Here is a 23583-nt window from a genome sequence, read left to right as displayed (position 1 = left end):
ATGAGTGAACCATTGAAAGATAAACAGCCGACACACTATCATCCAGATGATTTTTACCAACAAGTGCTGACTTCTTTTAAAGACAAAGACTATACAGAGGAAGAAATTGAACAAAAACAAGCCGCATGGCAGCGATTTGAAGAGCCAATGAAAAAAAGCGTCGTGAATGATTTTCCGACCTATTTTTACGCAGGATTTTGGATTCGCTTTTGGGCGTTTTTAATTGATATGCTTTGTATTACAGCAATTACCAAAATTTTACTAGACGTAGGTTTTCGCGCACTGAATCTCTCCATGTCTCCTGAACTATTTAGCGTGTATGGTTTATTGAGTATCAGTATTTATTTAGCGTATTTTACCTTGCTAACAAAGTTAAATCGTGGTCAAACAATCGGTAAGATGATTTTTGGTATTCGTGTCATTGGATTAAATGAAGAAGAATTATCATGGCAAACCGTGTTAGTCCGCGAAGTGGCTTGTCGTTTTGCTTTACAAGCCAATCCATTTTTGTATGTAGGCTATTTGCCGACTGCCTTTACCAAACGAAAACAGCATGCAGGAGATTATTTAACGGATACGAGTGTGGTAACGTTAAATATGATTAAAGCTTTTAATAAGCAGGTTCAAGTGTAAGGTCTGGAAATTTTCCAGACCTAATTTTTTAGAAAGAAGGGAAATCGATGTCAGATATTTTGTCATTTCCTAATGAGGCCGAGCGCCTGTGGGCAAATGGAAATAAAAAATTAGCAGAACAAGAATTTTTAGCAGCGAAACAATTGTTTGAACAACTATATCGTTTAGAGCCCAACTTTCAGCATTGTCAAAAATTAGTCCAAATATTACAAGACTTAGGTGAATTTCCACAAGCGCTTGAAGTAGCAGAAGATTATTTAGATGATTTTTTAAATGAGCCAACTAGTTTTGAAATGTATTTGCGTCTATTAATGCTAGATGGACAATATTTAGCTGTGCATCGTTGGTTACAACAAACTTCCCGTTCTTTTGAGCAAATCCAACAAGATTTACAAAAACTAGAGTATGCTCAAGCGTTAATTGGTGCCAATGAACGGGTTATTAAAAAGAACCAGTTGCAACAATGGGATCAGACGAATCATCCTGTGCCCCAGAAAGCATGGAATAATTGGTTGAAAAATAGCTCATTGACAGAATTTTTGCAGTTAGCACAAGAATTTCTTCCTACGGCTAAAAATCCATTTCTTTTGCCAAAATTAGTAGAAGAATTAGTAAAAGTAGGTGCGACTGGTGAAGTAATCATTCAAGGAAAAACCGTTCATTTATCAGAATTGACTTTGCTTGAAGAAACCGCCGCACTTCGACGTGCCCATGAATGTATCCAACACCAGCAATTAAAAGATGTTCAATTAGAAGAAATGATCACAGCCGAAATAGATGCGCACTTTGCATTGATGTATCCATTTCTACCAAATGAAGAGGAAATATCTGCATGGATAGAGAGTTATTTATTAGAATACCAACAATTATTTGGAGATGAAGCAGCTGGTGAAAAATTACAACATTATGGTGCGATTCAACAAAGAAAACAAGTGCTTAGACAAATTTATCAAAAATTGATGTAGAAAAATTGGAAGTTTGCATTCAAAATGTTTACATTTTTCAAGGCATAGTGTACTATTTAAAGGTATGCATGAAACTATTTCATATGTAAATTTATTTGTTAACTCGGAGGGAAATACATGACTGCAAAATGGGAAAAAACAGGCACCAATGATGGTGTATTAACTTTTTCAATTGCTCAAGAAGAAATTCAAAAAGGTTTAACTACAGCCTTTAATCGTGTGAAAGGAAACCTTAACGTACCAGGGTTCCGTAAAGGGAAAGTATCTCGTACAGTATTTAACCGTATGTACGGTGAAGAAGCATTATATGAAGATGCTTTAAACGCTGTCTTACCAGAAGCTTATGAAGCAGCTGTAAAAGAAGCTGGCATTGATCCAGTTGCACAACCTAAAATCGATGTTGAAAGCATGGAAAAAGGTAAAGATTGGGTAATTAAAGCTGAAGTAACAGTTAAACCAGAAGTAAAATTAGGTGAATACAAAAACCTAACTGTTGAAAAACAAGACCGCGAAGTAACAGACGCAGACGTAGATGCTCGTCTAAAACGCGAACAAGAACAACAAGCTGAATTAGTAATCAAAGAAGATGCTGCTGTTGAAGGTGATACAGTAGTGATTGACTTTGAAGGTTTCTTAGGCGATGAAGCTTTTGAAGGTGGAAAAGGCGAAAACTATTCACTTGAATTAGGTTCTGGTTCATTCATTCCAGGATTTGAAGAACAATTAGTTGGTAAAAAAGCTGGCGACAACACAGAAGTAACTGTGACTTTCCCAGAAGATTACCAAGCAGAAGATTTAGCTGGCAAAGAAGCTGTCTTCAAAGTAACTGTTCATGAAGTAAAAGGTAAAGAAGTACCAGAATTAGACGATGAATTTGCAAAAGATGTTGACGATAGCGTTGAAACTTTAGCAGAATTAAAAGAAAAATTCCGTGCTGAAATCCAAGAAAATAAAGAAAAAGCTGCAAAAGAAGCAGTTGAAGAAGCAGCAATTCGTCAAGCGGTTGAAAATGCTGAAATCGTTGAATTACCACACGTAATGGTTCACGATGAAGTTCACCGTGCAATGGATGAATTCTTAAACAATATGCAACGTCAAGGGATTAACCCAGAAATGTACTATCAATTAACTGGTTCTACTGAAGCTGACTTGCATAAACAATTTGAAGGCGAAGCAGATACTCGCGTGAAAACAAACCTTGTAATTGAAGCTATCGTTGCTGCTGAAGGCTTGGAAGCTACTGAAGAAGAAGTTGAAGCAGAAATCAAAGAGTTAGCAGAAAGCTACAACATGCCAGAAGCTCAAGTACGTCGTGTACTTACAGAAGACATGTTAAAACATGACATCAACATGAAGAAAGCTGTAGATGTAATTACTTCTACTGCTGTTGAAGCTTAAAAATAATTTTCCAAAATATAAGAAAAACCCGACAAGAGAGGTGATTAAAAATCTTTCTTGTGGGGTGTTTTTCATTTATTTTATTCGATATATAAACAATTTATTTTAGTTTATTAATATGCCCAAATTTCAAGAACAAGTTAGCCACTTTTTGAAAAACGTGAAAATCATGTGTTATCTGTAAGTTCCGATGTTGATTTGATAATGAGTTGCGGCATGGTAGTCTGATTTGACGGGCTGCTATGCCAGCTTGCCCAGACGATACCCATGGCGCAAGAGGCTCGTTGTCAAATCAACGAACTACTTTATTTAGTTCTTGTTCAAAACAAGACTGGGGTGTCGCATAGTTTAAGATCTTTCTGGGTAGTTGATTCATTTTATTGGCAATTTGCTCGATTTCCTTTCGATGATAGCTGTCCATACTTTCGCCTTTGGGAATATATCTACGAATGATGCCATTGTGATTCTCGTTCGTTCCACGTTCGCAAGAAGTATACGGATGGGTAAAATAAATTTCTGTCAATCCATTTAACGTTTCTGACAACTGAGCGAACTCCGAACCATTATCAGCTGTAATCGAACGAAATACAGCGGAAAAATTGTTCCCATATTCTTTAGCTAATCGGTTGATGGCATAACTGACAGAGTCTGCATCTTTGGCATCAAGCACACGAATGATTTCAAAACGTGTTTTTCGTTCCGTTAAAGTTAAGAGCGCTGTTTCTGAACCATTCCGTTTACCAATGACTGTATCAATTTCAAAGTGACCAAATTCTTCACGTGTTTCAACACTTGTCGGTCGTGCTTCGATACTCTTTCCAAGAACTTTTCGATTTTTTACCTGCTTGGTTTGTGCTGGTTTACGTGTTGTTTTCATCAGTAAATCAATGTTTTTGATTTCAAGACGTTGCTTGTCAATATACTTATAGAGGGTGGTCGTACAAACCATTTCAGCTGGAGAAAAGAGTCGATGGACTCGTGCAAAACCAACCGTTGCATCTGGAGAATAGCTCTTTGTTTTAAACAGTTCGATAAAGTACGCCAAAAAGGTACGGACTTGAAAAAATTTTTCTTTCCGATGGCATCGTTGTCGGTTGTTTCTATACCGATTTTGAGCAAATTCTGCATTATACTTGAAGAAATAATGACATTTCCCATTGCTCTTTTTCACTTGTTTCAATTTCCCACGTTTCAACTCATTGTTAATTGTTTGAGGAACCACACCTAACCTTTTGGCAATTTGCCGATTGGATATTCCTTCGCTATGCCAAGCGGCAATTTTTCCACGTTCAATGGCTGTTAGGTGCTGACCTTTTAAACGAGTTGTGGTAAAATTTGAATACGTCATAGTGAAAATCTCCTTATTAGTTGGTGTCGGAACCCTAATAATACATGATTTTTCACTATGATGTTTTTTTATTTTTCAAGTGGCTAACTTGATTATAAAATTCGCGGTTTAATATGAAAGAAATGTACTTAAAAAAAGAGTTGTCAAATATTTTTAGTACAGGTACACTATTACTATAACTACTGGATTACATAAAATAGATTATAAATCGGAAAGGAGAACAATACTAGTTGGTAGTGAATTAGTGTAGGTGTTGAATTTTGGTTTTAGGAGGAAAAGAAATGAAGAGGTGTCCAAAATGTACCAAAGAATATGAAGATAGGCATCATTTTTGTGAAGATTGTGGTATTTCGTTGGTTTCAACAGATAAATCTGATTCTGTAACATCAGAGGAGGATCAAGAAAGAAGTATGAAAGAATCTATTTTTTGTGAAGCTTGTGGATTAAAGCAAGAAATTTCCGGGGAATTTTGTGAAGGGTGTGGCCATGAATTTGGTATAGACATAGCCTCTAATGAATCAGGAAATCTCCAAAAAAGCATTTTTGCAAAAGATAAAAAGAAATACTTTATCATAACAAGTGTCATCATCGTTGTGTTAATGACATTGTTTGGGACATATAAATTGGGGGAGAGTTATTATTCTAAAAATAATCAGATTAAGCGCTATCAAGAAGCGTTATTATCCACAGATGGTGAAAGAATAGCAAATGTTTTAAGCTCTACAGATAGCCATTTTAAAGTGACGAAAGAAAATATTCAAGTTTATAGTAAATATTTAAAAGACAATAAAGCATATCTTACTAACATGGTAGATAAATTACCTTTTTCTAATGCCTCTAAAAATGATATATATATCAAAAAAAATGGCAAAAAGTTCTTTTTATATGACAAGTATGATTTAATGATTCAGCCAGTATATTTCAATATTTCTACAAATACTTCTGGCATGGAGATAGCTATAAATAAACAAGTAGAAAAAGCTGTGTCAGATAGTGAAAAATATACTTGGAAAATAGGCCCCTTGTCTCCAGGAGCATATGAGTTTATTGGAAGTTTTGACTATAATGATAAAGAAAACACTATTAGTCAATCAATTGAACAAGTTGATCGAGTTGACATTAACGGAAAAAACACTCGCAATCTTTCTTTTGAATTGACTAAAATTAAGATGGATATTGTTAGTGAGCTTTCTGAAGGGGAAGTTTTAGTCGATGGTCATACGGTTGAGTCATTGGATAGTGGCAAAGTCACACCATTAGAATTGATTTGGCGTGATGATGCAAAATTGCAAATTAAGCAAAAATATGGAGAGCTTGAATTAATCTCTGAACCACTTGATTTTTATCCAGAAGATTACTTAGCAGAAAACTATTCCACAGAACATTCAAAAATGTATATTCCAATCCATGACTTTAGTATTTCGTCTAATGTTTCATCAGGGGATGTTTATGTGAATGACCACTCTATCGGTAAATTATCAGATGGTCGATTAAACCATTTAACATTTGTTATCACTGAACAGCCATTGAAGCTACAAGCAAAACAAAAATTTGAAGATGGTAGTGAACTAAATTCAGAAATATTTGATTATGAAAGATATGATGGCTATCAAGATGTTTATTTAGAATTTCCAACAGAAATTGAAGAATATGATATTTCGAGCTTCTTAAATGAATTGTATAATCATGTAACTGACTATACAGACGAAGACTACAGCTTTGGAAACAGTGAAATAATTACTCTAGAAAGTTACTTTGAAAATGGCGATGCAAATCATGAATTTGTTGACTTTAAAGATAATTATATTTTGCCAGCTAGAGCAAGCGAAACAAAAGAATATATTTCTACATCGTTAAGCAAAGTGGAATCAGTTAAACGTGTAGGATCAAATATTTATGAGGTTAAATATATTGTTAATTATTATACAGTATACAACAATGATACAGCGAATAAAGATCAGTATTTTAGATATAAAAAAGCAACATTTGTGTTAGACGATAATGAAAAATTATTCATTCGTGACTTAGGTGGGGCAGATAATTTTGAAGAAGTGTCAGAAAGAGAGGCGTATTAATAGTGAAATATTGTGTGAAATGTGGAAATGAAATGAAAGAGGAGGCACGTTTTTGTCCAAAGTGTGGACAAGATCAAACTCAGTCAGTGATGACTAATGATACCGTGCAACAAACAATTTCAGCTGGGAAAAACTATGCGAGCTACTTTGTAGAAAAATTAGGAAAACCAACATTAACCATCGATCAAGCAAGCAATTATTTTGGTTATGTTACGATGCTCTTATTTGCTTTAACTCAAACGTTAGTGATTTTTTCAGAAATGAAGCGTTGGAGCAGTGTGTTTGATTCAATTTTAGCACTTACTTTACCATCTTCAGGTAACTTTTATAGTTTGGGGTTAGCAGACTTTTTAAGAATTTTTATTTATGCGCTGTTATTCTTGGCTGTCAGCTTAGGCGTAACCTTTTTTGTGGTTAATTATGTGTTGAAAATCAATGTTTCTTTGAATGATTTTATGAATAAATTTGCTACGGTCTTTTCAGGTATTATTATTATTTCGTTCGTTATTTCGATGGGCGCATTGATTGACTTAACACCAGCTTGGTTAAGTGCTATTGCGTTAGGTGCTGGTTTTTTTGTCACTGTCATAGCGATTATTTTCATGATTGCTAAACGTGAAAATTATTTAGAAACAACGAACTGGACACCTTTTTATAGTGTTACGTTAACGTTAGCCCTTATTGGATTAGTCGATTTTGTTATTATTCAACTACTTTCTTAAGTGGAACATAAAGGAGTAGAGTATGAAATTTTGTAGAAATTGTGGGGAAGAACTTGCACCAAATGTCCTTTTTTGTGGGAAGTGTGGGACGAAAGTTCAACAAGAAACCTCTGTTTTAGCAGATGCACCCAAAACAGGGATGAATGCACAAAAGAAAAAGTTGATTGTGTTCGGGACAGTGATAGCAGTGATTGTTTTGGGAATGTTTTATTTTCTGTCAAACCAAAGTCCATTTGCTGGACAATGGACATTAGCGGATGATTATCAAACAGATGATGTTGATTTTACATTAAATATTAAGAAAAATAATTTATTTGAGTTCATGGTATATGGCTATGATGATTATGAAGAAGTAAGTTACAATGCTGAGTTTTTTGGGAAAATTGAAGAAAATAAACAAAATTATAATTTACAGTTAGAAAAAATGGCTGTAACGATTGACTTTTCAGAGAACGCGATAGCAGAATTCCTAGAGTATTCTGATGCATCTTCCTTCGAGGAGTATCTAGATGATTATCTATTTGGAGAATTAGAAAGCGAAGGAATACCGACAACCGTTGCTCGTAAGATGGTCAAAATTACTGACAATCGCATCAAAATAGATGTAACAATGGAACAAATACGTAATTTGGAGACTCAGTTACGAGATTTTCCTATGCCCAACTTAGGAGGGGTTGATCTGTCTACATTTGAAGAAGAGTTCACTAATATTCGTATGTACGTCACAAAGCAAGATCAATTAGTAATCAGACCTTTAAATCAAAGTTCTGAAGATGAGCAATTAATGTTTAGTCGCCAATAGTTTAGTGAGAAAAGTAGTGTAAAACCTTGAGTAGGTGTTGCACTATTTTTTTATAAAAATGGTTTATAAGGAGGAAAAACATGTTTTGTACAAATTGTGGTCATAAAAATGATGAGCATGCGAAATTTTGTGAAGATTGTGGGAAACCAATGCAAGACGAACCTACTACTCAGAGCTTGAACCAGGCCCCCCCACCCGTGACACCCACAACAAAAACAGGGAATAAAAAGTCACGACCTATAGTAATCAGTGCACTGATTTTAGTTGTATGTTTCTCTGCTGGTGGAATTTGGTATTTCCAATCGCAAGATAAGTCTCCAATGTCATCGAAGACAGAAGGGGAATCTTTCAATTTGGTCGAAGAATCTGAGGAAACGTCTCGAGAAGAAACGCAAGAAAAAGCGAAGAAAAAACCGACAAAAGAGTCGACTGAAGAAATAGAAGAAAAAAATGATACGAAGACGGTCAAAAACAAACAAGCATTGCGCATGCAAATTTCTCAAATTGACAATAGCGCATTTCCAACAATGACGTTATATACACAAATTAAAGACCGAAACAACCAAACAATCGCAGATATTAAAAAGGATACCTTTGAGGTAAAAGAAATTGGTCCTGATGGCAAAGAGCAAAACTTGGCCATTAAAGATATATTGCCAGTTGAAGAATCAACTGAAATGAATATTAATTTGGTATTGGATCAGTCCGGAAGTATGGACGAAGATAATAAAATTAATAATGCAAAAGTAGCGGCCAGTAAATTTATAGATGAGATTTTAAGTAACCAGAATAACCATGTCGAAATTACATCTTTTGATAGTTATGTCCATAATGTGCAAGCTTTTTCATCAGATAATCAAAAACTAAAGCAAGCGATTGATTCCATTGAGTTAGGCGACCAAACGGCTTTGTACGATGCGTTATATGACGCGCTTATTCAAACCAATCAAACTACGGGGGCTCGCTTTGTTATTGCATTCACAGATGGAGATGAGAATGCTAGTTTACATTCAGAAAATGAAGTAATTGAGTTGTCAAAACAAACGGGGATTCCAGTGTATATTATTGGTATTGGTTCGGATATTAATGCTGCTTATTTGGAGTCATTTACGGCTTCTTGTAATGGAGATTATTATTCAGCAGAAGTGGAAGACCTTTCGACCGTGTTATTAGATATTTATGAAGATATTTATAGCCAACAAAAAGACCTATACAAGGTGACGTACACTTCAAAAGCCAATGATAAATTAGACCAATATTATACCGTGAGTGTTTCAGCAGCTAAAAAAAGTGCATTTAATGGGCAAGCCAAATTGGAATATATGCCTCAAGATAATATTGCTGCAATAGATAATCGTAACATTTTAGATATTATTGAAGCAAAAACTGATGTTGAAAATGTAGCCGTAGCAATAGTTGATTTAAAGACAAATGTTGAATTTCGAGTAGGAAATGCCCGCCAATCTTATGTCGCTTCTGGTTTTTATGCGCCTATTTATACGGTAGCATCAACCGTTGACCAGGATGTTGCAGATCAGATGATGAAAACAATGGATAATGACGCGGGGAATACTTTAATTGATGAATTTGGTGGTCTGTCTAGTGTAACGGATGCCTTAAGCGATCAAGGATACACACAAACAACCTTTAATCGGAAATTCGGTGATGTCAAAGCAAGTGAAGCTGGTAATGAAAATTATACGAGTGCGGTTGATTCTGCAAAAATTTTGCGAGACATTTATGATAATGATGGCTATAAAAATATGAATTGGGATTTAACAAAAGATGGTATTGTATTACCAGCAAATGTAAAAACGTATGCACATCGTGGACAAGGAATCGGTGCTGCTTACAATGTTTTTGCAATTATTGAAACAGATGATGTGAAGTATGGTATTGCTATTATGACAGCTCACACTGGTTCAAACAATAAAGAGGCACAAGCAGTAGCAGTACCAATGATTTCTGATATTTTAGCTGAAGTGCATAAAGGAATGACGGGTCATTGAAAAATAAGTGGATGGGTTTATTACTAGGCATCATTGGGGTATTAAGCATACTCTTGTTTTTTCTCGTGAAGCAGAAAGAGAACAATAAAGAAGAGACAGACATAAGCACAGATGTAACGATGACAACAACAATGACAACAACGGCAATAGAAGAAAGTTTGACTACTACAACTGAGAGTAGCAGTGATGCGGTCGAACTTGTATCAGAACCTTTAGAATTGGATACGTCAAAATTACAAGCGCATGCTGTTGATCTATATTATGAAGTTTATTTTCTTGATTCTAAGCGACATGTTTCTAGTCAGAATTCTGTGGCAACACCTGCAGCAAGTGTGATTAAGTTGTTTATTATGGATTATATTTATCACTTGGTAGCACAGGGATCCATTACCATGGAAGCAAGTATTGAAGGAGAGTCGCTGGATGCTTTAACGAAGCGAATGATTCAGCTAAGTGATAATCAAGCAACGAATGTGTTAATTAATTATTTCAGTATGGACACATTGAATGCGTATTTTCAAAAAAGTGGATATTCAGACACTCAGTTACAACGGTTAATGTTAGATGAAACAGCTCGTAGTCAAGGATTAGAAAATTATACATCTTTAGATGATTGTGTAAGTTACTTAAAAAAACTTTATGAACATAAAGATCAATTAGTGAATCAAGCAATGTTGACAATTCTTAAAGGACAAACTATTCAAACTAAAATTCCTAGTCAATTGCCTGAAACTATTGAAGTAGCAAATAAAACAGGGGAGTTAGATACTGTAGAAAACGATGTTGGTATTGTTTTTGCGAAAGAGCCATTTGTCATAGTGGTTTTATCTAATGGTGTGAAGGTGCCTCAACAGATGCGAGAGGCTATTGGTGAGTTTGCCTCAGCAGCCTTTAATGCAGCGAATGAGACGAGTGAAATAGGAGGAAAAGAATGAAATTTTGTGGAAATTGTGGAACAGAATTAAATCAGGGAGTTAAATTTTGTCCAAAGTGTGGAACGAAACAAGAAGAAAGTGAGACAAATCATTCAAGTCAGCCGGTCGAGCAAGTAAGAACGCAGGTGCAAACAAATTCAAAATCAAAAGTCGTGATTGTAAGTATCATTGCTGTTGTTTTGCTGATTGGTGGTTTCGTGTTCTTAAAAAAAGATGTTTTGTTTAACATGAGCGCTTCTAATAGTTCCAAAGCGAAAGCAACAAAAATTGATCAAGTAAAACAAAATGTCATGCCTTTTAAAAATGGGGATTATGTTGGATTGATGAACGACAAATTTGAAATTGTGCAGGAAACAGTTGGAAGAAATGTCACTAAATTTAACAAGCATGGGGTAGCTATAGCCTACAATTATGGTGAGGAAGGAACGTCTGTTTTTTTAATTGATGAAAAAGGGGACATTATTTCAGATGAGTATTCATCAATAGGAACATTTTCTGTCAATGGAGGAACGAACTCGATAGAAAGTCTGCAGTCAGAAAATGGTGTGTTTGATTTTACAAATGACGATTCAGATACAGGATTAATTAATTCTAAAGGGGAGGTAGTGAGGGAAGCGAGCCCGATTCACATTTATCCTTTCTCAGGAAAAAAAGTCACCTCCTTCTATAACACTAGCCGCGAAAAAATGGGTGTTTTATCAGAAAATGGCGAAACAATTATTGAACCGATTTATGACCAAATTGTGATTGTGAATGAGAATACGTTTGTAGTAAAAACTTCTCACGAAAGCCGTCAATTTCAGGTTATAAATGCTAAAGGTGAAGAAATTCAGGAGGATATTTCTGGAACCGGCTTTTATAATTTAGCTAGTGGTGATTTTGCTATCCAAAATTTGAACGGAAAATATAGCGTGTTAGACGCTAAACTGAATGTAGTGATTGATAATGTGTTCCAAGCAATTCCGATAGCATCTGAGGATGGAAAATATTTCGTTGTATTTAATGATGATAACGGGGAAGAAATGCTGTATAATCGTTCAGGAGAAGAGATTGTTTCTAATGGATATACTAATTTAAGTCTACCTGATAAAGACGGATATCTAACATACATGATAAATAATGAATTTGGTGTGATGGATTTAGAGGGAAATTATCTCTTTCAAGACAATGCCCCATCTTCTAGCACCTATAATTATTTTAATCGTTTAGGAGAGACGGAGGTTTATTTACTACAGACCGAAGATGAAACATTCTTATATAACCAAGAGGGTGAAGAACTATTAAGAAGAGAAAGTTATGGTGGGAGTCAAGATTATCCAAGAGACTACATTCTGATTGCTACCTCTTCCGATTCTGAGACAACAGTGTTCACTGTATTTGATCGCTTTGGTCATTTGTTGAGTGAACATGCTGTTTTTGTGACAGCGACAGATGAATATATTCTTGTTCAAGAAGACGATCAATATATACGACTATTTTCAAAGAAAGATGGTTCAGAAATCAAAGGCGACTGGCTTGAATTTGATGCTGCCTATGTAGAAGAATCAGAATAATCGTTTGAGTCATTGAAAGAGTACAAAGGTCTTTCAATGGCTTTTTTTGTCGTTTTTAGCGATAAATAATCGGAATGTGTAAAACGCAAGACTATTACATGAATACGTAGGAATATTTCTTTGTTTTTACAAAACGAGAGAACACATTGCTTTTCATTGTTTTTTTACGGTATAATTCAAGGCGAATGATTTTTTAGTAGATGTATGGAGCATAAAGAAGATACATCAAGAGGTGTATACATGTCAGTGCTAAACTAAATTGAACAGTTTTCGATGAACAAGATTGAACACTTTCGCCAAAAAATACTCCAATCCTGTATACTTTTAAAGGTATCTTAGGTTATTGGAGGACGAAAGGTGAAGAAGAAGTTAATGTTATATTTGGAAATTCAACAGATGAAGGGGCGGGGCTTTTCCATCCAACAAATCGCAAAGCAGTTGAAGGTATCCCGCACAACGGTTTATAACTACATGGAGAAGACACCGGAAGAAGCTTTCGAATGGGTCAATTCATTAGGTTCGAGGAAGAAGAAATTGGACCCATACAAGGATTGGATTGTTGCTTGGCTTCAAGAGTATCCGCATCTGAATGCGTCTCAAATACAGGATTGGCTGCTTGAGAAATTCCCCGACTTCACCGTTGGTGAAAGTACGATGCGGTTATATGTGAATCAAATACGCGAAGAATATCAGATAGCTAAAACTAAAGTTGTGAGGCAATACGAGGCGGTCGAAGAACAACCGATGGGAAAACAGGTGCAAGTCGATTGGGGCGAAACGCGTCAAAAGACACAGGATCAAAGAGAAATCAAATTATACTGCATTTGTTTCTTACTTTCCCATTCACGCTACCGCTATGTGGAATGGCAAAATCGCCCCTTTACGACTCGTGATGCCATTCGAAGCCACGAGAATGCCTTTGAATTCTTTGGTGGCATGCCGGAAGAAATCGTTTATGATCAGGACCACCTCATCACTGTGAGTGAGCACGCTGGAGACATGATTCTGACCGCTGAATTTCAAGCGTACAAACAGCAACGGAAGTTCAGAGTCCATTTATGCCGCAAAGCCGACCCCGAATCCAAAGGAAAAGTGGAGAGTACGGTAAAGTATGTGAAACGAAATTTCGCCGATAGCCGGATTTATACGACAATCGAGAACTGGAATGAGCGCTGTTTAGCCTGGTTGGAAAGAACGGGCAACCGAAGGGTTCATGGAACAACAAAAAAGAGACCGGTAGAAGTGTTTCTCCTCGAAAAGCAACACTTAAAACCAGTCTCTAAACTACTCTCAACCGAGAGTATCACCGGTTCAAGTATAACAAGAACGGTAAACAAGGACAATACAGTTTTTTATAAATCAAACCGTTATTCCGTGCCACTAGGCACTTACAGACCGAAAGGCCTGAATACAGTGGCTATTGAAATCAAGGAAGATACGAACAATCAACAACGGCTTATTATCAGAAAACAGCCCGATGGGGAAATTCTGGCGAACCATCCTCTGGAAACTTCAACAGGCAAACTAATCAAAAATAAAAACCATGGGCGCGATCGTTCGAAGGGCATTCAAAGCTATAAGGAAACCGTTGCGCAGCAGTTCAAAGATTTGGAGCTTTCCTCACGATACATTGATATCTTGATGGAGAAGTATCCGCGCTATAAAAGAGACCAACTGGCCGTTCTACAGAAAGCGGCCCTCGAATACCCCACTGTCATTGATGAGGCCCTACAGAAGTGTATGTCTGAACATCTGATGAGTGCGAATGACTTTACGGATGTGGCTAAATACTTGGCTGCCCCTCGGAAAGAGACGCCGCCTGTTCCACCCGTACAAGCAGTCCGAGCGGATTGCGCTGATATCAACGTGGAGACGCATCCGATGAGTACCTATACGGAAATTCTGGGAGGTGCCGCCTCATGAATGATAGCATGGACGCGCTGCAAAGCCAGTTCAGACAGTTGCGGTTGGTGGAAACTGCGAGCGAGTTGCCCGAGCTGTTACGTAAAGCCGAACAAGCCTCCTGGACCTACCGGGAACTGGTGCAGGAGATTGTGTGCTTCGAATTAAGGAAGCGCGAGGAAAAAAGTGTTCAGAAACGATTGAAATGGGCTAAGTTCCCGTACCACAAAACACTGACGGAATTCGACCTATCAGATCAGACTTCTCTGAGCAAACGGCAGCTTACCCAGCTCCAAGAGCTTACTTGGCTTGAGCAGCAGTATAATCTCATCTTTTTGGGTCCGAGCGGTGTGGGGAAAACGCACTTGTCCATTGCCTTAGGCATGGAGGCCATCCAGAAGGGGTTTCAGGTAACATTCGTGACAATGGGAGAACTACTCTCCCTTCTGAAAACTGAAGAATTCACGCGGAAATCGCAGGTCCAGCTCAATCGGATCCGAGCATCTGATTTAGTGATTATTGATGATTTGATGTATATGGCAATGGATCAAAGGGAAGCTACCCTGTTTTTTCATTTGATCAATCATCTATATGAACGGAGTTCAATCATCTTGACCTCCAATAAGAGCCCCGACCAATGGGGAGAATTATTGGGCGATGAGGGAGTCGCAATGGCTATCTTAGACCGTATTCTGCATCGAGCGGAGGTCGTTCACATGAATGAAGCTAGCTACCGTATGAAACATCGCCAGAGCATGTTTGTGAGCGAAAGTGTTCAAAATTAATTGGCGTTAACTGTTCAATTCTACTTGACGCTGACAATACAGTTTAACTGGAAATTCTGATTGATGAAAAACGATGAATTAGAGTAAAAATAAAAGGAAGTGTAAACAATGAAATATTGTCCGAATTGTGGCAAGGAATTACTTGAAGGGGCAAATTTTTGTGGTGAATGTGGAATAAAAATAGAGAAAGAAATTCCCAAAGAAGAGACAAAAGAAATATCTCAAGAAACTCCGAAAAAACCAGTAGTCGCCAAGAAGATTTCTCCAGTAAAAGCGGAGCGATCAGAAAAAACGAAAAAGAAGCGTCCTAATCCTTTAGTGATTACGTTGATTTTAATTATTTGTGGCATCTTTTTAGCTGTCTGGTTTTTAATGTCGGTCTTTACTACCAAACCAGAAGCCAGTGTGACTGAAGGAACCGATACATCAGCAGTTGTTGAAACAACAAGTATGACGACTGCTGAAACGACAGCACAAACCATTGCTTCTAGTTCAGAAGAACCAGTTACTGCTAAATATGATGACATTATTGAAAATGCCAAACGTTTTGCCAATGAAGGAAATTATTCAGAATCTGAACTAGAATTAAGTACGATTCCAGAAGATGTCTTGGCTCGTCCAGAATATGCGTCAGTGAAAAAAATCGTTGATGAAATTCATGCTCAGAACCAACCAGCGATGGAAGCGGAAAGAGCGAAAGCTGAAGCTGAACAAAAAAAGGTGGAAGAGGAACAAAAAGCCAAAGCCGAACAAGAACGTAAAGCCAAAGAAGAGCAAGAGAAGAAAGCAAAAGCGGAGAAAAAAGAACCAACAGACCCAGTATTCGTTGGTGAATTTGCACAATGGGCAACGGGATACGGTGTTTATTTCGCAGAAGGGCAAGGCCAATCGGTATTAACGATTGGCGTAGACGGTAAAGTATCTAAGGGGTCACAAACTGGAAAGGCAACTGTTGAAAGTTATAGTGGCGATGTCTTGAGTTATGAAACCAATGAACAAAACCCAACGAAAATGCCCGCAACAAAGACAGTCCATCCAAATGTTCGCATAACGATTACTTGGGAGAAAGGTGGTAGCCAAGTGTTCTATGGTTATACATCATTTACTTCTCGTTTAGTATTAACGGACGGTTCAGCAAAAGGAAATGGTGTGAACGAAGTCTGGATTACAAATTAATAAAAATCGAAGGCGTAGAAATATGTCTTCGATTTTTTTTTGTCATACGCAATTATTATCAGAAAATTTTTACTTTAAGAAACCTTACTTCTCAAGGCTTAAAGGCTTTTTCTTTCTAGCGAACTATGCTAAAATGGTTAAAGACTGTTAAAGTCAGAAATGTTTTTTTCCAGTCGGAAAGAAAAATCAAGGGGTGAACACCATGTACGACAATACTAACGGAAATGAACCGATACGCTGTTCTTTTTGCGGAAAAGCCCAAGAAGAAGTGAAGAAGATCGTAGCTGGTCCTGGTGTCTACATTTGTGATGAATGCATTGAATTATGTAAAGAAATCATTGACGAAGAGTTCTACGAAGAAGCGATTCGTGAATTTATGGAAGTACCAAAACCAAAAGAAATTCTTGATGTCTTAAATGAATATGTGATTGGACAAGACCGTGCAAAACGTGCCTTAGCCGTTGCCGTTTACAATCATTATAAACGCGTAAACGTAGAAAAAACAGAAGAAGACGATGTGGAACTACAAAAAAGTAATATTTGTCTTATCGGACCAACAGGATCTGGTAAAACATTCTTAGCCCAAACATTAGCAAGAAGTTTAAATGTTCCATTTGCGATTGCGGATGCGACAAGCTTAACAGAAGCTGGTTATGTAGGTGAGGATGTTGAAAACATTCTGTTGAAATTATTGCAAGCAGCGGATTATAATGTAGAGCGCGCTGAAAAAGGGATCATTTATATTGATGAAATTGATAAAATCGCCCGTAAGAGCGAAAATGTTTCAATTACGCGTGATGTTTCTGGTGAAGGTGTGCAACAAGCCTTACTTAAAATTTTAGAAGGAACAACAGCAAGCGTTCCTCCTCAAGGTGGACGTAAACATCCACATCAAGAAATGATTCAGATTGATACAACAAATATTCTCTTTATTGTTGGTGGCGCATTTGATGGGATTGAAACAATTGTTAAAAACCGTATGGGTGAAAAAACAATCGGTTTTGGATCAAACAATCAAAAAATTGCTGACGATGAGAGTGTGATGAAACATATCATTCCAGAAGATTTATTGAAATTCGGTTTAATCCCAGAATTTATTGGACGCTTACCAGTCATGGCAGCATTAGATAAATTAACGGCTGATGATTTGGTTCATATCTTAACAGAACCTAAAAATGCTTTAGTCAAACAATACAAAAAACTAATGTCATTAGATGATACTGAACTTGAATTTGAAGAAGGTGCTCTAAAAGCCATTGCTCAAAAAGCCATCGAACGCAATACAGGTGCGCGTGGTTTACGTTCAATTATTGAAGATATTATGATGGATGTTATGTTTGAAGCACCATCAAAAGCAGAAATTGAGAAAGTAACGATTACTGAAGAAGCAGCCAAAGGGGAAGCCGAACCTGTAATCAGTTATAAAGAAGAAAAAAAAGCAGGGTAGTGTCATAAACCGGATAGTGATTTTCCTATCCGGTTTCCTGTTTTTAAGAAAGACTAACTATATAAAGTCAAGTGAAAATAAATAAAATCTTCTGATTGAAAAATAACGAATAAGTGCATCACAAATAAACCTCAGAAAGATTATTTTTTTCACTACTGACGAATTTCATACGGTTCATTCTTTGTTAGAATGGCATGAATAATAGAGCATAGCTTTCTTGAAACAGCGCCAATCGCTGTAAGATGGTGTTTTCCTTCTGCTCGTTTCTTATCATAAAAGGCTTTGAAAACTGGATCATATCTGGACGCAATGAGTGCTGCTTGAAACAGTGCTTTTCTTAAGTAGGGAGAGCCACGTTTACTCATCACGTTGTGAGTGGCTTCATATTCACCAGATTTTGAGACAGACGCATCGATTCCTGCGTAAGCTACTAGTTTTTTAGGCGTAGAAAATTTCTGAATATCGCCAATTTCACCTAAAATCGTCGCACCAAGGACAGTTCCAATACCAGGAACGGTTTCTATGACCGAATGAAGAGAAGCCATTAATTGTGCAATTTCTTCTTCTGTTCGTTTAATTTGTTCTTCTAAAAAGCTGAGTTGATCAATCATAGAACGTAATTGAAAAACAAAGGCATCTTGAGCAAAACGAACACCAAAAGAATGAGCGGCGGCTGTTTTCAGTGCCTCTGCCTTGCTTTGTCCAACACGACTTCGACTCGCTACACGGAGTGTTTCAGCTAATGTTTCGGCAGAAACTTGATTGAATTCATCAGGAGACGAAAACTCAGATAGGACGGCTTTGGAGGCCTTGCCAAAAATGCCAACTTTTGAAAACACCTTTTCGTACTCAGGAAAGATTTGGTCTAGTATGGCAATGACTTTTCGTTTAAAGTCGCCAGCTGTGCCAACAAGATATGAACGATAACGAGTCAATTGACGTAAGGAGAACATGGTTTCGTCCGCTAAAGCTGTTTCGTTGAATGAACCGTAGCGAATTAAGTCAGCAATTAATACTGAGTCGATACTATCATTTTTTCGTTTACGAATTTCAGTTCCTTTTCTCCAGCCATCTGTTTGAATGGGATTGATGACGTGAACAAGAAACTGTTGTTCATCAAGAAATGAGAAAAGGGCTAACCAATAGTGTCCGGTGGATTCCATACCAACAAGAAAGTCCTCTGTGGAATCAGAGAAAGAAGTAAGTCGTTCTAAAAGAGCGTGAGTACCGTCCAAAGAATTCACAAAAGAGAAACCTTTAAGTAGGACTTTTCCTTCGTCATTCATGACGGAAGCGACGTGTGTTCGTTTGCCAATATCAATACCTAGATAAAACATAAGCACACCTTCTTTACAAAATTTGGATTGATGGCCACTCAACTGAAAAGCGTCACTACCTTGTTCTAGATACGGAGTAAGGCATGTGCCTTCAACATCTAACTCATTCGTAAACAGCTTAACAGAGAGAGGGATTAGTCTTTCGATTACGAGTTTGAAAACTCAAGGAAGAAACAATCTACCTCTCAATCCATTAAGTATATTTTCTCAAATAATTGAGTAAATACCAAATAAAAAAATAACAAAAGGTTCCTAAGGTTCTCCTCTAAAAATCGGAAGATTAAAACCTTAAATATAATATACAAGGAAGAACACTATGAAAGTTCATTCAGCTGATATTGTGATCAGTGCCGTTGCACCAGCACAATATCCAGAAACAGATTTACCTGAAATTGCCTTAGCTGGTCGTTCAAATGTAGGGAAATCTTCTTTCATTAACACATTAATTAATCGGAAAAATTTAGCGCGGACTTCTTCAAAACCGGGAAAGACGCAAACGTTGAATTTTTATTTAATTGAAGATGCGTTACATTTTGTCGATGTCCCTGGGTATGGGTATGCGAAAGTATCGAAAACGGAACGTGTGAAATGGGGAAAAATGATTGAAACCTATTTAACCCAACGTGAGCAATTACGAGCAGTTGTTTCGCTAATTGATTTACGTCATGCACCCACACAAGAAGACATCCAGATGTATCAATTTTTGAAATATTATGAGATTCCTGTTATTGTGGTAGCGACTAAAGCAGATAAAATTCCACGTGGTAAATGGAACAAACATGAGAGTGTCATCAAAAAAGCATTGCATTTTGAACAAACAGATCAGTTTATTCTCTTTTCTTCTGTTACAAAACAAGGAAAAGAAGAAGCTTGGCAAGCGATTGAAGCAGCAATCAAATAAAGAAGTGTTACATGCAGAAAAATCTGTTTGTAACACTTCTTTTTTATTTATCTTCTTTATCAGACTCTTTTTTCTTTGGTGTTGGGTTTAAGAAACGCTCAATATCGGGTTTCTCTTCTTTTTTCTCATCAGGAAAAAACGCGAATTCTTCAAATTTTTTATCTAAAGAATCGTCTCGTTGGAATTTTAAACTCATAATAGTCACCTCCACTACAGAAAGTTTAGCATGAAACGTTGCAAGATACACGTAAAAAATCTTTTTCATATAGACATATGTTACAATAAATATAAAAGAACCATTCAGGGGGTGATCAGATGCAATGGACAGAAAAAATTTATTGCTATATACAAACTGTACCACAAAAAGGAAAGCGGTATCAGGATTGGATAAGAGATGGATTATCTTTAGGTCGGATTGTATTTGATCCATTATATATGGAATTCAATCAGCAAATTTTACCATTTTCAGTTGCTATTCAAGAAAAGATACTTGAAACTTTACCGATAACTGAAAATTTTATGTTGCGGATGCATGATCAATGGAGTGAAACGGTGATTCAATGTCATAATGGGATTCTTTTTGAACGGCATTATTTTACGAAAGAGCAATTTGAACAAAATAGAGCATTGCTGTTTGACTATATAACTATTCGTATGGAGCAAGCGACATTCGCTTATATTCGTTCCTACGATGAATTTTTATATCATAATTTAGAACAACCAAATTATCGAAAAATGATTGAACCAGAAGAAGAAATGATTGACTATCCTAAAAAGAGAAATTCTCAAGGTGAAGTAATCATTGATGGCAATTATTTTGCCGGATTTGATATTTTCCATGCCGGTTTTTGTTTAACGTCTTGTTGGCGGATGTATTTTAGCTCAGCGTATCGTGTGATTTTGCCATTGAATCTGATTAAAGAAGTGCAACAAGTTGAGAGAGTAGTGGAATTAGAAAATGGCACTATTTTTGTGGAATTGTATCCAGATCCATATCGTTGGAATTCCCCTGCGAACTTGCATTTTCAACGTATGTTTCGGAACCAATTAGGTATCGATCAATTGAGTTGGTTAACTGGTGTCGGCGTTTTGCGCGAACCTTACGTGGAATATCGTACGTCTTTTAATACATTGCAAATCATTCAATACCAAAATGATTATTTGCAACCCGTACCTAAAAGTCAAGCAACTCATTTTGTGACACGTATGTATAATCCAGTGACGGAAGAAGAGCAAGTTGAACGAATCAAAGGAACCCTAAACACACAAGCTTATTTCCCTTTAATTAATGAACGGCAACGAAAAATGAAGACGGTGATTACATTATTTGTAGATCAGACAATTGATGAAGGATTGGATGCGTATGAATTTTATTTGCGCCAGTATTTAGCCATTGATGTGCAGGATAAAAAATACCAACAATATACGCCGGTTGTGATTTTTTTCTTGCCTGATGAATATGTGATTCGCATTCCTTTGGTTAAACTTAAAGAACGTATGTCAGATGTATTATTCAGTAAAGAGAAAGTAGGGAGGAAAAAAAGCGTTTGTTCTGTAAAAAAGGGAGGAGTTCAACTTCAAGTAGAATTTTTACCTCTTAGTTCAATTTATCCCATAGAAAAAGCGTCGCATTCATCATGAACGCGACGCTTTTATTTGTTGTTATTTTTCGATTGGTTTTCTTAAGAATCCTAATAAGATACCAGACACAATCGCACCAACGACAACAAATCCTAAGTATAATAAAGGATTTGATAACAATGGAACAACGAAGATACCACCGTGAGGAGCCATTAAGCGGATACCGAATGCACCAACTAGACCACCAGTTAATGCTGAACCAACAACGAAACTTGGAATGGCACGTAATGGGTCAGCGGCAGCAAATGGAATTGCACCTTCTGTTACGAAAGATAGACCCATGATAATGTTTGTTAAACCAGCTTCATTTTCTTGTTTAGTAAATTTGTTTTTGAATAAACGAGTTGCAACAAAGATTGCCAATGGTGGAACCATACCACCCGCCATAACAGCGGCCATTACGACACTACCACCTTGAGCAACAGTTGCAGCGATTGTACCTGTACCAAATACATAAGCAGCTTTGTTGATTGGTCCACCTAAATCGGCAGCCATCATACCAGCTAATAAAGCACCTAATAAGGCAGCATTTGCGCCATCTAAACTTTGTAAGAAACCATTTAAGCCATCATTGATAGCTTTCATTGGTACGTTTACTAATAACATGATAAATCCAGTAATTAATAAACCAAAGAAAGGATAGAACAAGATAGTTTTAATACCGTCTAATGATTTTGGTAAACCTTTTAAGGCTTTACGTAAGAAGACAATCACGTAACCGGCGATGAAACCACCAAGTAGGGCACCTAAGAATCCAGCGCCACCAGCATTTGCTAAAGCACCAGCTGCAAAACCGGCAACTAAACCAGGTCGATCACCAATACTCATTGCAATGAAACCAGCTAAGACAGGTAACATAAATCCAAAGGCAGCATCACCAATTTGTTTAAACCAACTTGCTGCTTCATTATAACTACCTAGTTGAGATAACGCTTCTTGCGTTTGAGGAACACCTAAGAAGTTATCTACCATGAAGGCAATGGCGATTAAAATACCACCAGCAATAACGAATGGTAACATATGAGAAACACCATTCATTAAGTTTTTGTAGATTTCTTGTCCAACAGAACCTTTTTCGCTAGATTCTTCTGAAGAAGCACTACCGTCACCATGATAAATTGGTGCAGAACCACTTAAAGCAAGATTGATTAGCTCCTCTGTTTTACGGATACCGTCACCAACAGGGCGATTCACTAAATGTTTGCCATCAAAACGAGCCATTTCAACTTTTTTATCCGCAGCAACGATAACCCCAGCTGCACGTTCAATATCTTGTGTCGTTAAACGATTTTTGATACCTTCAGAACCATTTGTTTCAACTTTAATATCAATACCTAATTCTTTGGCTTTTTTCTTCAATGAATCTTCTGCCATGTAAGTATGGGCAATACCAGTCGGGCAGGCTGTCACAGCTACGATAAATGGACGATCGCTTGTTGTTTCAACTGCAACCTCTTCAGCAGCTTGTTCTGCCGCTTTTTCTTCTGCCTCTGCTTTTTCAGCTTCAGCAAAAGTTGCTTGCACTTCTTCAGGTGTTGTTGCTGTTTTTAGCTTCGCAACGAAATCAGGATTGATTAATTGGCGAGATAAAGCTGCTAAAGCTTGTAAATGTGTGTCGTTAGCGCCTTCTGGAGCAGCAATCATAAAGAATAGATAAGTTGGTTGACCATCTAATGCTTCATAATCGACCCCTTTGTTACTTTTTGCAAATAATACAGTTGCTTCTTTAACAGCAGCATTTTTTGCGTGAGGCATTGCGATACCATCGCCTAAACCTGTTGAAGTTTGTGCTTCACGAGCCAGAATTCCTTCTTTATAAGTTTCAATATCTGTAATTCTGCCAGCGTCGTACATTTTTTGGATCATTTCATCGATAGCACCTTTTTTATCAGTTGCTTGTAAATCCATGATCATCGCGTCTTTGATCAATAAGTCATTGATTTGCATGTTATAG

Annotated in this window: 19 protein-coding genes; 15 read left to right on the top strand and 4 right to left on the bottom strand. The window is 37.0% G+C overall.

The genetic code is table 11. The annotated features are described in order from the left end of the window. The 3 genes from PYW32_RS07530 (at position 1) to tig (ending at position 2996) form a co-directional block, all read left to right on the top strand. Positions 1-633: an RDD family protein gene (locus PYW32_RS07530; RefSeq protein WP_016174928.1), complete on the top strand. Its 633-nt coding sequence runs from the start codon at positions 1-3 to the stop codon at positions 631-633. Positions 634-680: 47 nt separating this feature from the next. Next, a complete protein-coding gene (locus PYW32_RS07525; protein ID WP_016174929.1) occupies positions 681-1598 on the top strand; it encodes a hypothetical protein in 918 nt (305 codons plus the stop codon). 117 nt (positions 1599-1715) lie between these two features. Further along, a complete protein-coding gene (gene tig / locus PYW32_RS07520) occupies positions 1716-2996 on the top strand; it encodes a trigger factor (RefSeq protein WP_016174930.1) in 1281 nt (426 codons plus the stop codon). 292 nt (positions 2997-3288) lie between these two features. On the opposite strand, the gene PYW32_RS07515 is transcribed toward tig, so the two are convergent. Continuing rightward, positions 3289-4344, bottom strand: coding sequence for an IS30 family transposase (locus PYW32_RS07515; protein WP_016252695.1), 1056 nt, complete (start codon positions 4342-4344; stop codon positions 3289-3291). Between the two features lie 260 nt (positions 4345-4604). Here PYW32_RS07515 and PYW32_RS07510 point away from each other — a divergent pair, with 260 nt between their 5' ends. From PYW32_RS07510 to clpX, 10 genes are all read left to right on the top strand, one after another. Further along, entirely contained in the window at positions 4605-6419 is a 1815-nt protein-coding gene (locus tag PYW32_RS07510; protein WP_275066180.1) for a TcaA 3rd/4th domain-containing protein, read from the top strand. A gap of 2 nt (positions 6420-6421) precedes the next feature. Beyond that, positions 6422-7141 carry a zinc ribbon domain-containing protein gene (locus PYW32_RS07505; RefSeq protein WP_016174933.1) on the top strand — a complete coding sequence of 240 codons (720 nt, stop codon included), beginning with the start codon at positions 6422-6424 and terminating at the stop codon, positions 7139-7141. Positions 7142-7163: 22 nt separating this feature from the next. Next, a complete protein-coding gene (locus PYW32_RS07500; protein WP_016174934.1) occupies positions 7164-7943 on the top strand; it encodes a zinc-ribbon domain-containing protein in 780 nt (259 codons plus the stop codon). An 80-nt stretch (positions 7944-8023) separates the two neighbouring features. Then, positions 8024-9952 carry a VWA domain-containing protein gene (locus PYW32_RS07495; RefSeq protein ID WP_016174935.1) on the top strand — a complete coding sequence of 643 codons (1929 nt, stop codon included), beginning with the start codon at positions 8024-8026 and terminating at the stop codon, positions 9950-9952. Further along, positions 9949-10887: a serine hydrolase gene (locus tag PYW32_RS07490; RefSeq protein WP_016174936.1), complete on the top strand. Its 939-nt coding sequence runs from the start codon at positions 9949-9951 to the stop codon at positions 10885-10887. The genes PYW32_RS07495 and PYW32_RS07490 overlap by 4 nt, the downstream gene beginning before the upstream one ends. Beyond that, on the top strand, positions 10884-12440 hold the full coding sequence (locus tag PYW32_RS07485; protein WP_016174937.1) for a zinc ribbon domain-containing protein: 1557 nt from the start codon (positions 10884-10886) through the stop codon (positions 12438-12440). The genes PYW32_RS07490 and PYW32_RS07485 overlap by 4 nt, the downstream gene beginning before the upstream one ends. Positions 12441-12797: 357 nt before the next feature. Next, positions 12798-14363 (top strand): IS21 family transposase, encoded by a 1566-nt coding sequence (istA, locus tag PYW32_RS07480; RefSeq protein ID WP_016174938.1) that lies wholly within the window; start codon positions 12798-12800, stop codon positions 14361-14363. Then, on the top strand, positions 14360-15127 hold the full coding sequence (gene istB, locus PYW32_RS07475) for an IS21-like element helper ATPase IstB (RefSeq protein WP_016252696.1): 768 nt from the start codon (positions 14360-14362) through the stop codon (positions 15125-15127). Before istA ends, istB begins: the two co-directional genes overlap by 4 nt. A gap of 108 nt (positions 15128-15235) precedes the next feature. Further along, positions 15236-16303, top strand: coding sequence for a zinc ribbon domain-containing protein (locus tag PYW32_RS07470; RefSeq protein WP_016174940.1), 1068 nt, complete (start codon positions 15236-15238; stop codon positions 16301-16303). A 202-nt stretch (positions 16304-16505) separates the two neighbouring features. Further along, positions 16506-17750: an ATP-dependent Clp protease ATP-binding subunit ClpX gene (gene clpX, locus PYW32_RS07465; protein ID WP_016174941.1), complete on the top strand. Its 1245-nt coding sequence runs from the start codon at positions 16506-16508 to the stop codon at positions 17748-17750. 152 nt (positions 17751-17902) lie between these two features. Here the strand turns inward: clpX and PYW32_RS07460 are convergent, their stop codons facing one another. Then, complete coding sequence (locus PYW32_RS07460; protein ID WP_016174942.1) at positions 17903-19087, bottom strand: IS110 family RNA-guided transposase; 1185 nt, start codon at positions 19085-19087, stop codon at positions 17903-17905. Between the two features lie 316 nt (positions 19088-19403). Between PYW32_RS07460 and yihA the strand changes: the two genes are divergently transcribed. After that, entirely contained in the window at positions 19404-19988 is a 585-nt protein-coding gene (gene yihA, locus PYW32_RS07455) for a ribosome biogenesis GTP-binding protein YihA/YsxC (RefSeq protein ID WP_016174943.1), read from the top strand. 43 nt (positions 19989-20031) lie between these two features. Here yihA and PYW32_RS07450 read toward each other — a convergent pair whose 3' ends face one another. Next, positions 20032-20184 carry an SPJ_0845 family protein gene (locus PYW32_RS07450; protein ID WP_016174944.1) on the bottom strand — a complete coding sequence of 51 codons (153 nt, stop codon included), beginning with the start codon at positions 20182-20184 and terminating at the stop codon, positions 20032-20034. A 119-nt stretch (positions 20185-20303) separates the two neighbouring features. On the opposite strand from PYW32_RS07450, the gene PYW32_RS07445 reads away from it, so the two are divergent. Next, positions 20304-21629: a hypothetical protein gene (locus PYW32_RS07445; RefSeq protein ID WP_016174945.1), complete on the top strand. Its 1326-nt coding sequence runs from the start codon at positions 20304-20306 to the stop codon at positions 21627-21629. Between the two features lie 21 nt (positions 21630-21650). Here the strand turns inward: PYW32_RS07445 and PYW32_RS07440 are convergent, their stop codons facing one another. Further along, positions 21651-23576: a PTS fructose transporter subunit IIABC gene (locus tag PYW32_RS07440; RefSeq protein WP_016174946.1), complete on the bottom strand. Its 1926-nt coding sequence runs from the start codon at positions 23574-23576 to the stop codon at positions 21651-21653. Between the last annotated feature and the right edge of the window lie 7 nt (positions 23577-23583).

The organism is Enterococcus saccharolyticus subsp. saccharolyticus (genome assembly GCF_029023825.1).
GTDB lineage: Bacteria > Bacillota > Bacilli > Lactobacillales > Enterococcaceae > Enterococcus_F > Enterococcus_F saccharolyticus.
Note: the sequence above shows the minus strand (reverse complement) of the source record. Positions and strands in the feature narration are given on the sequence as shown.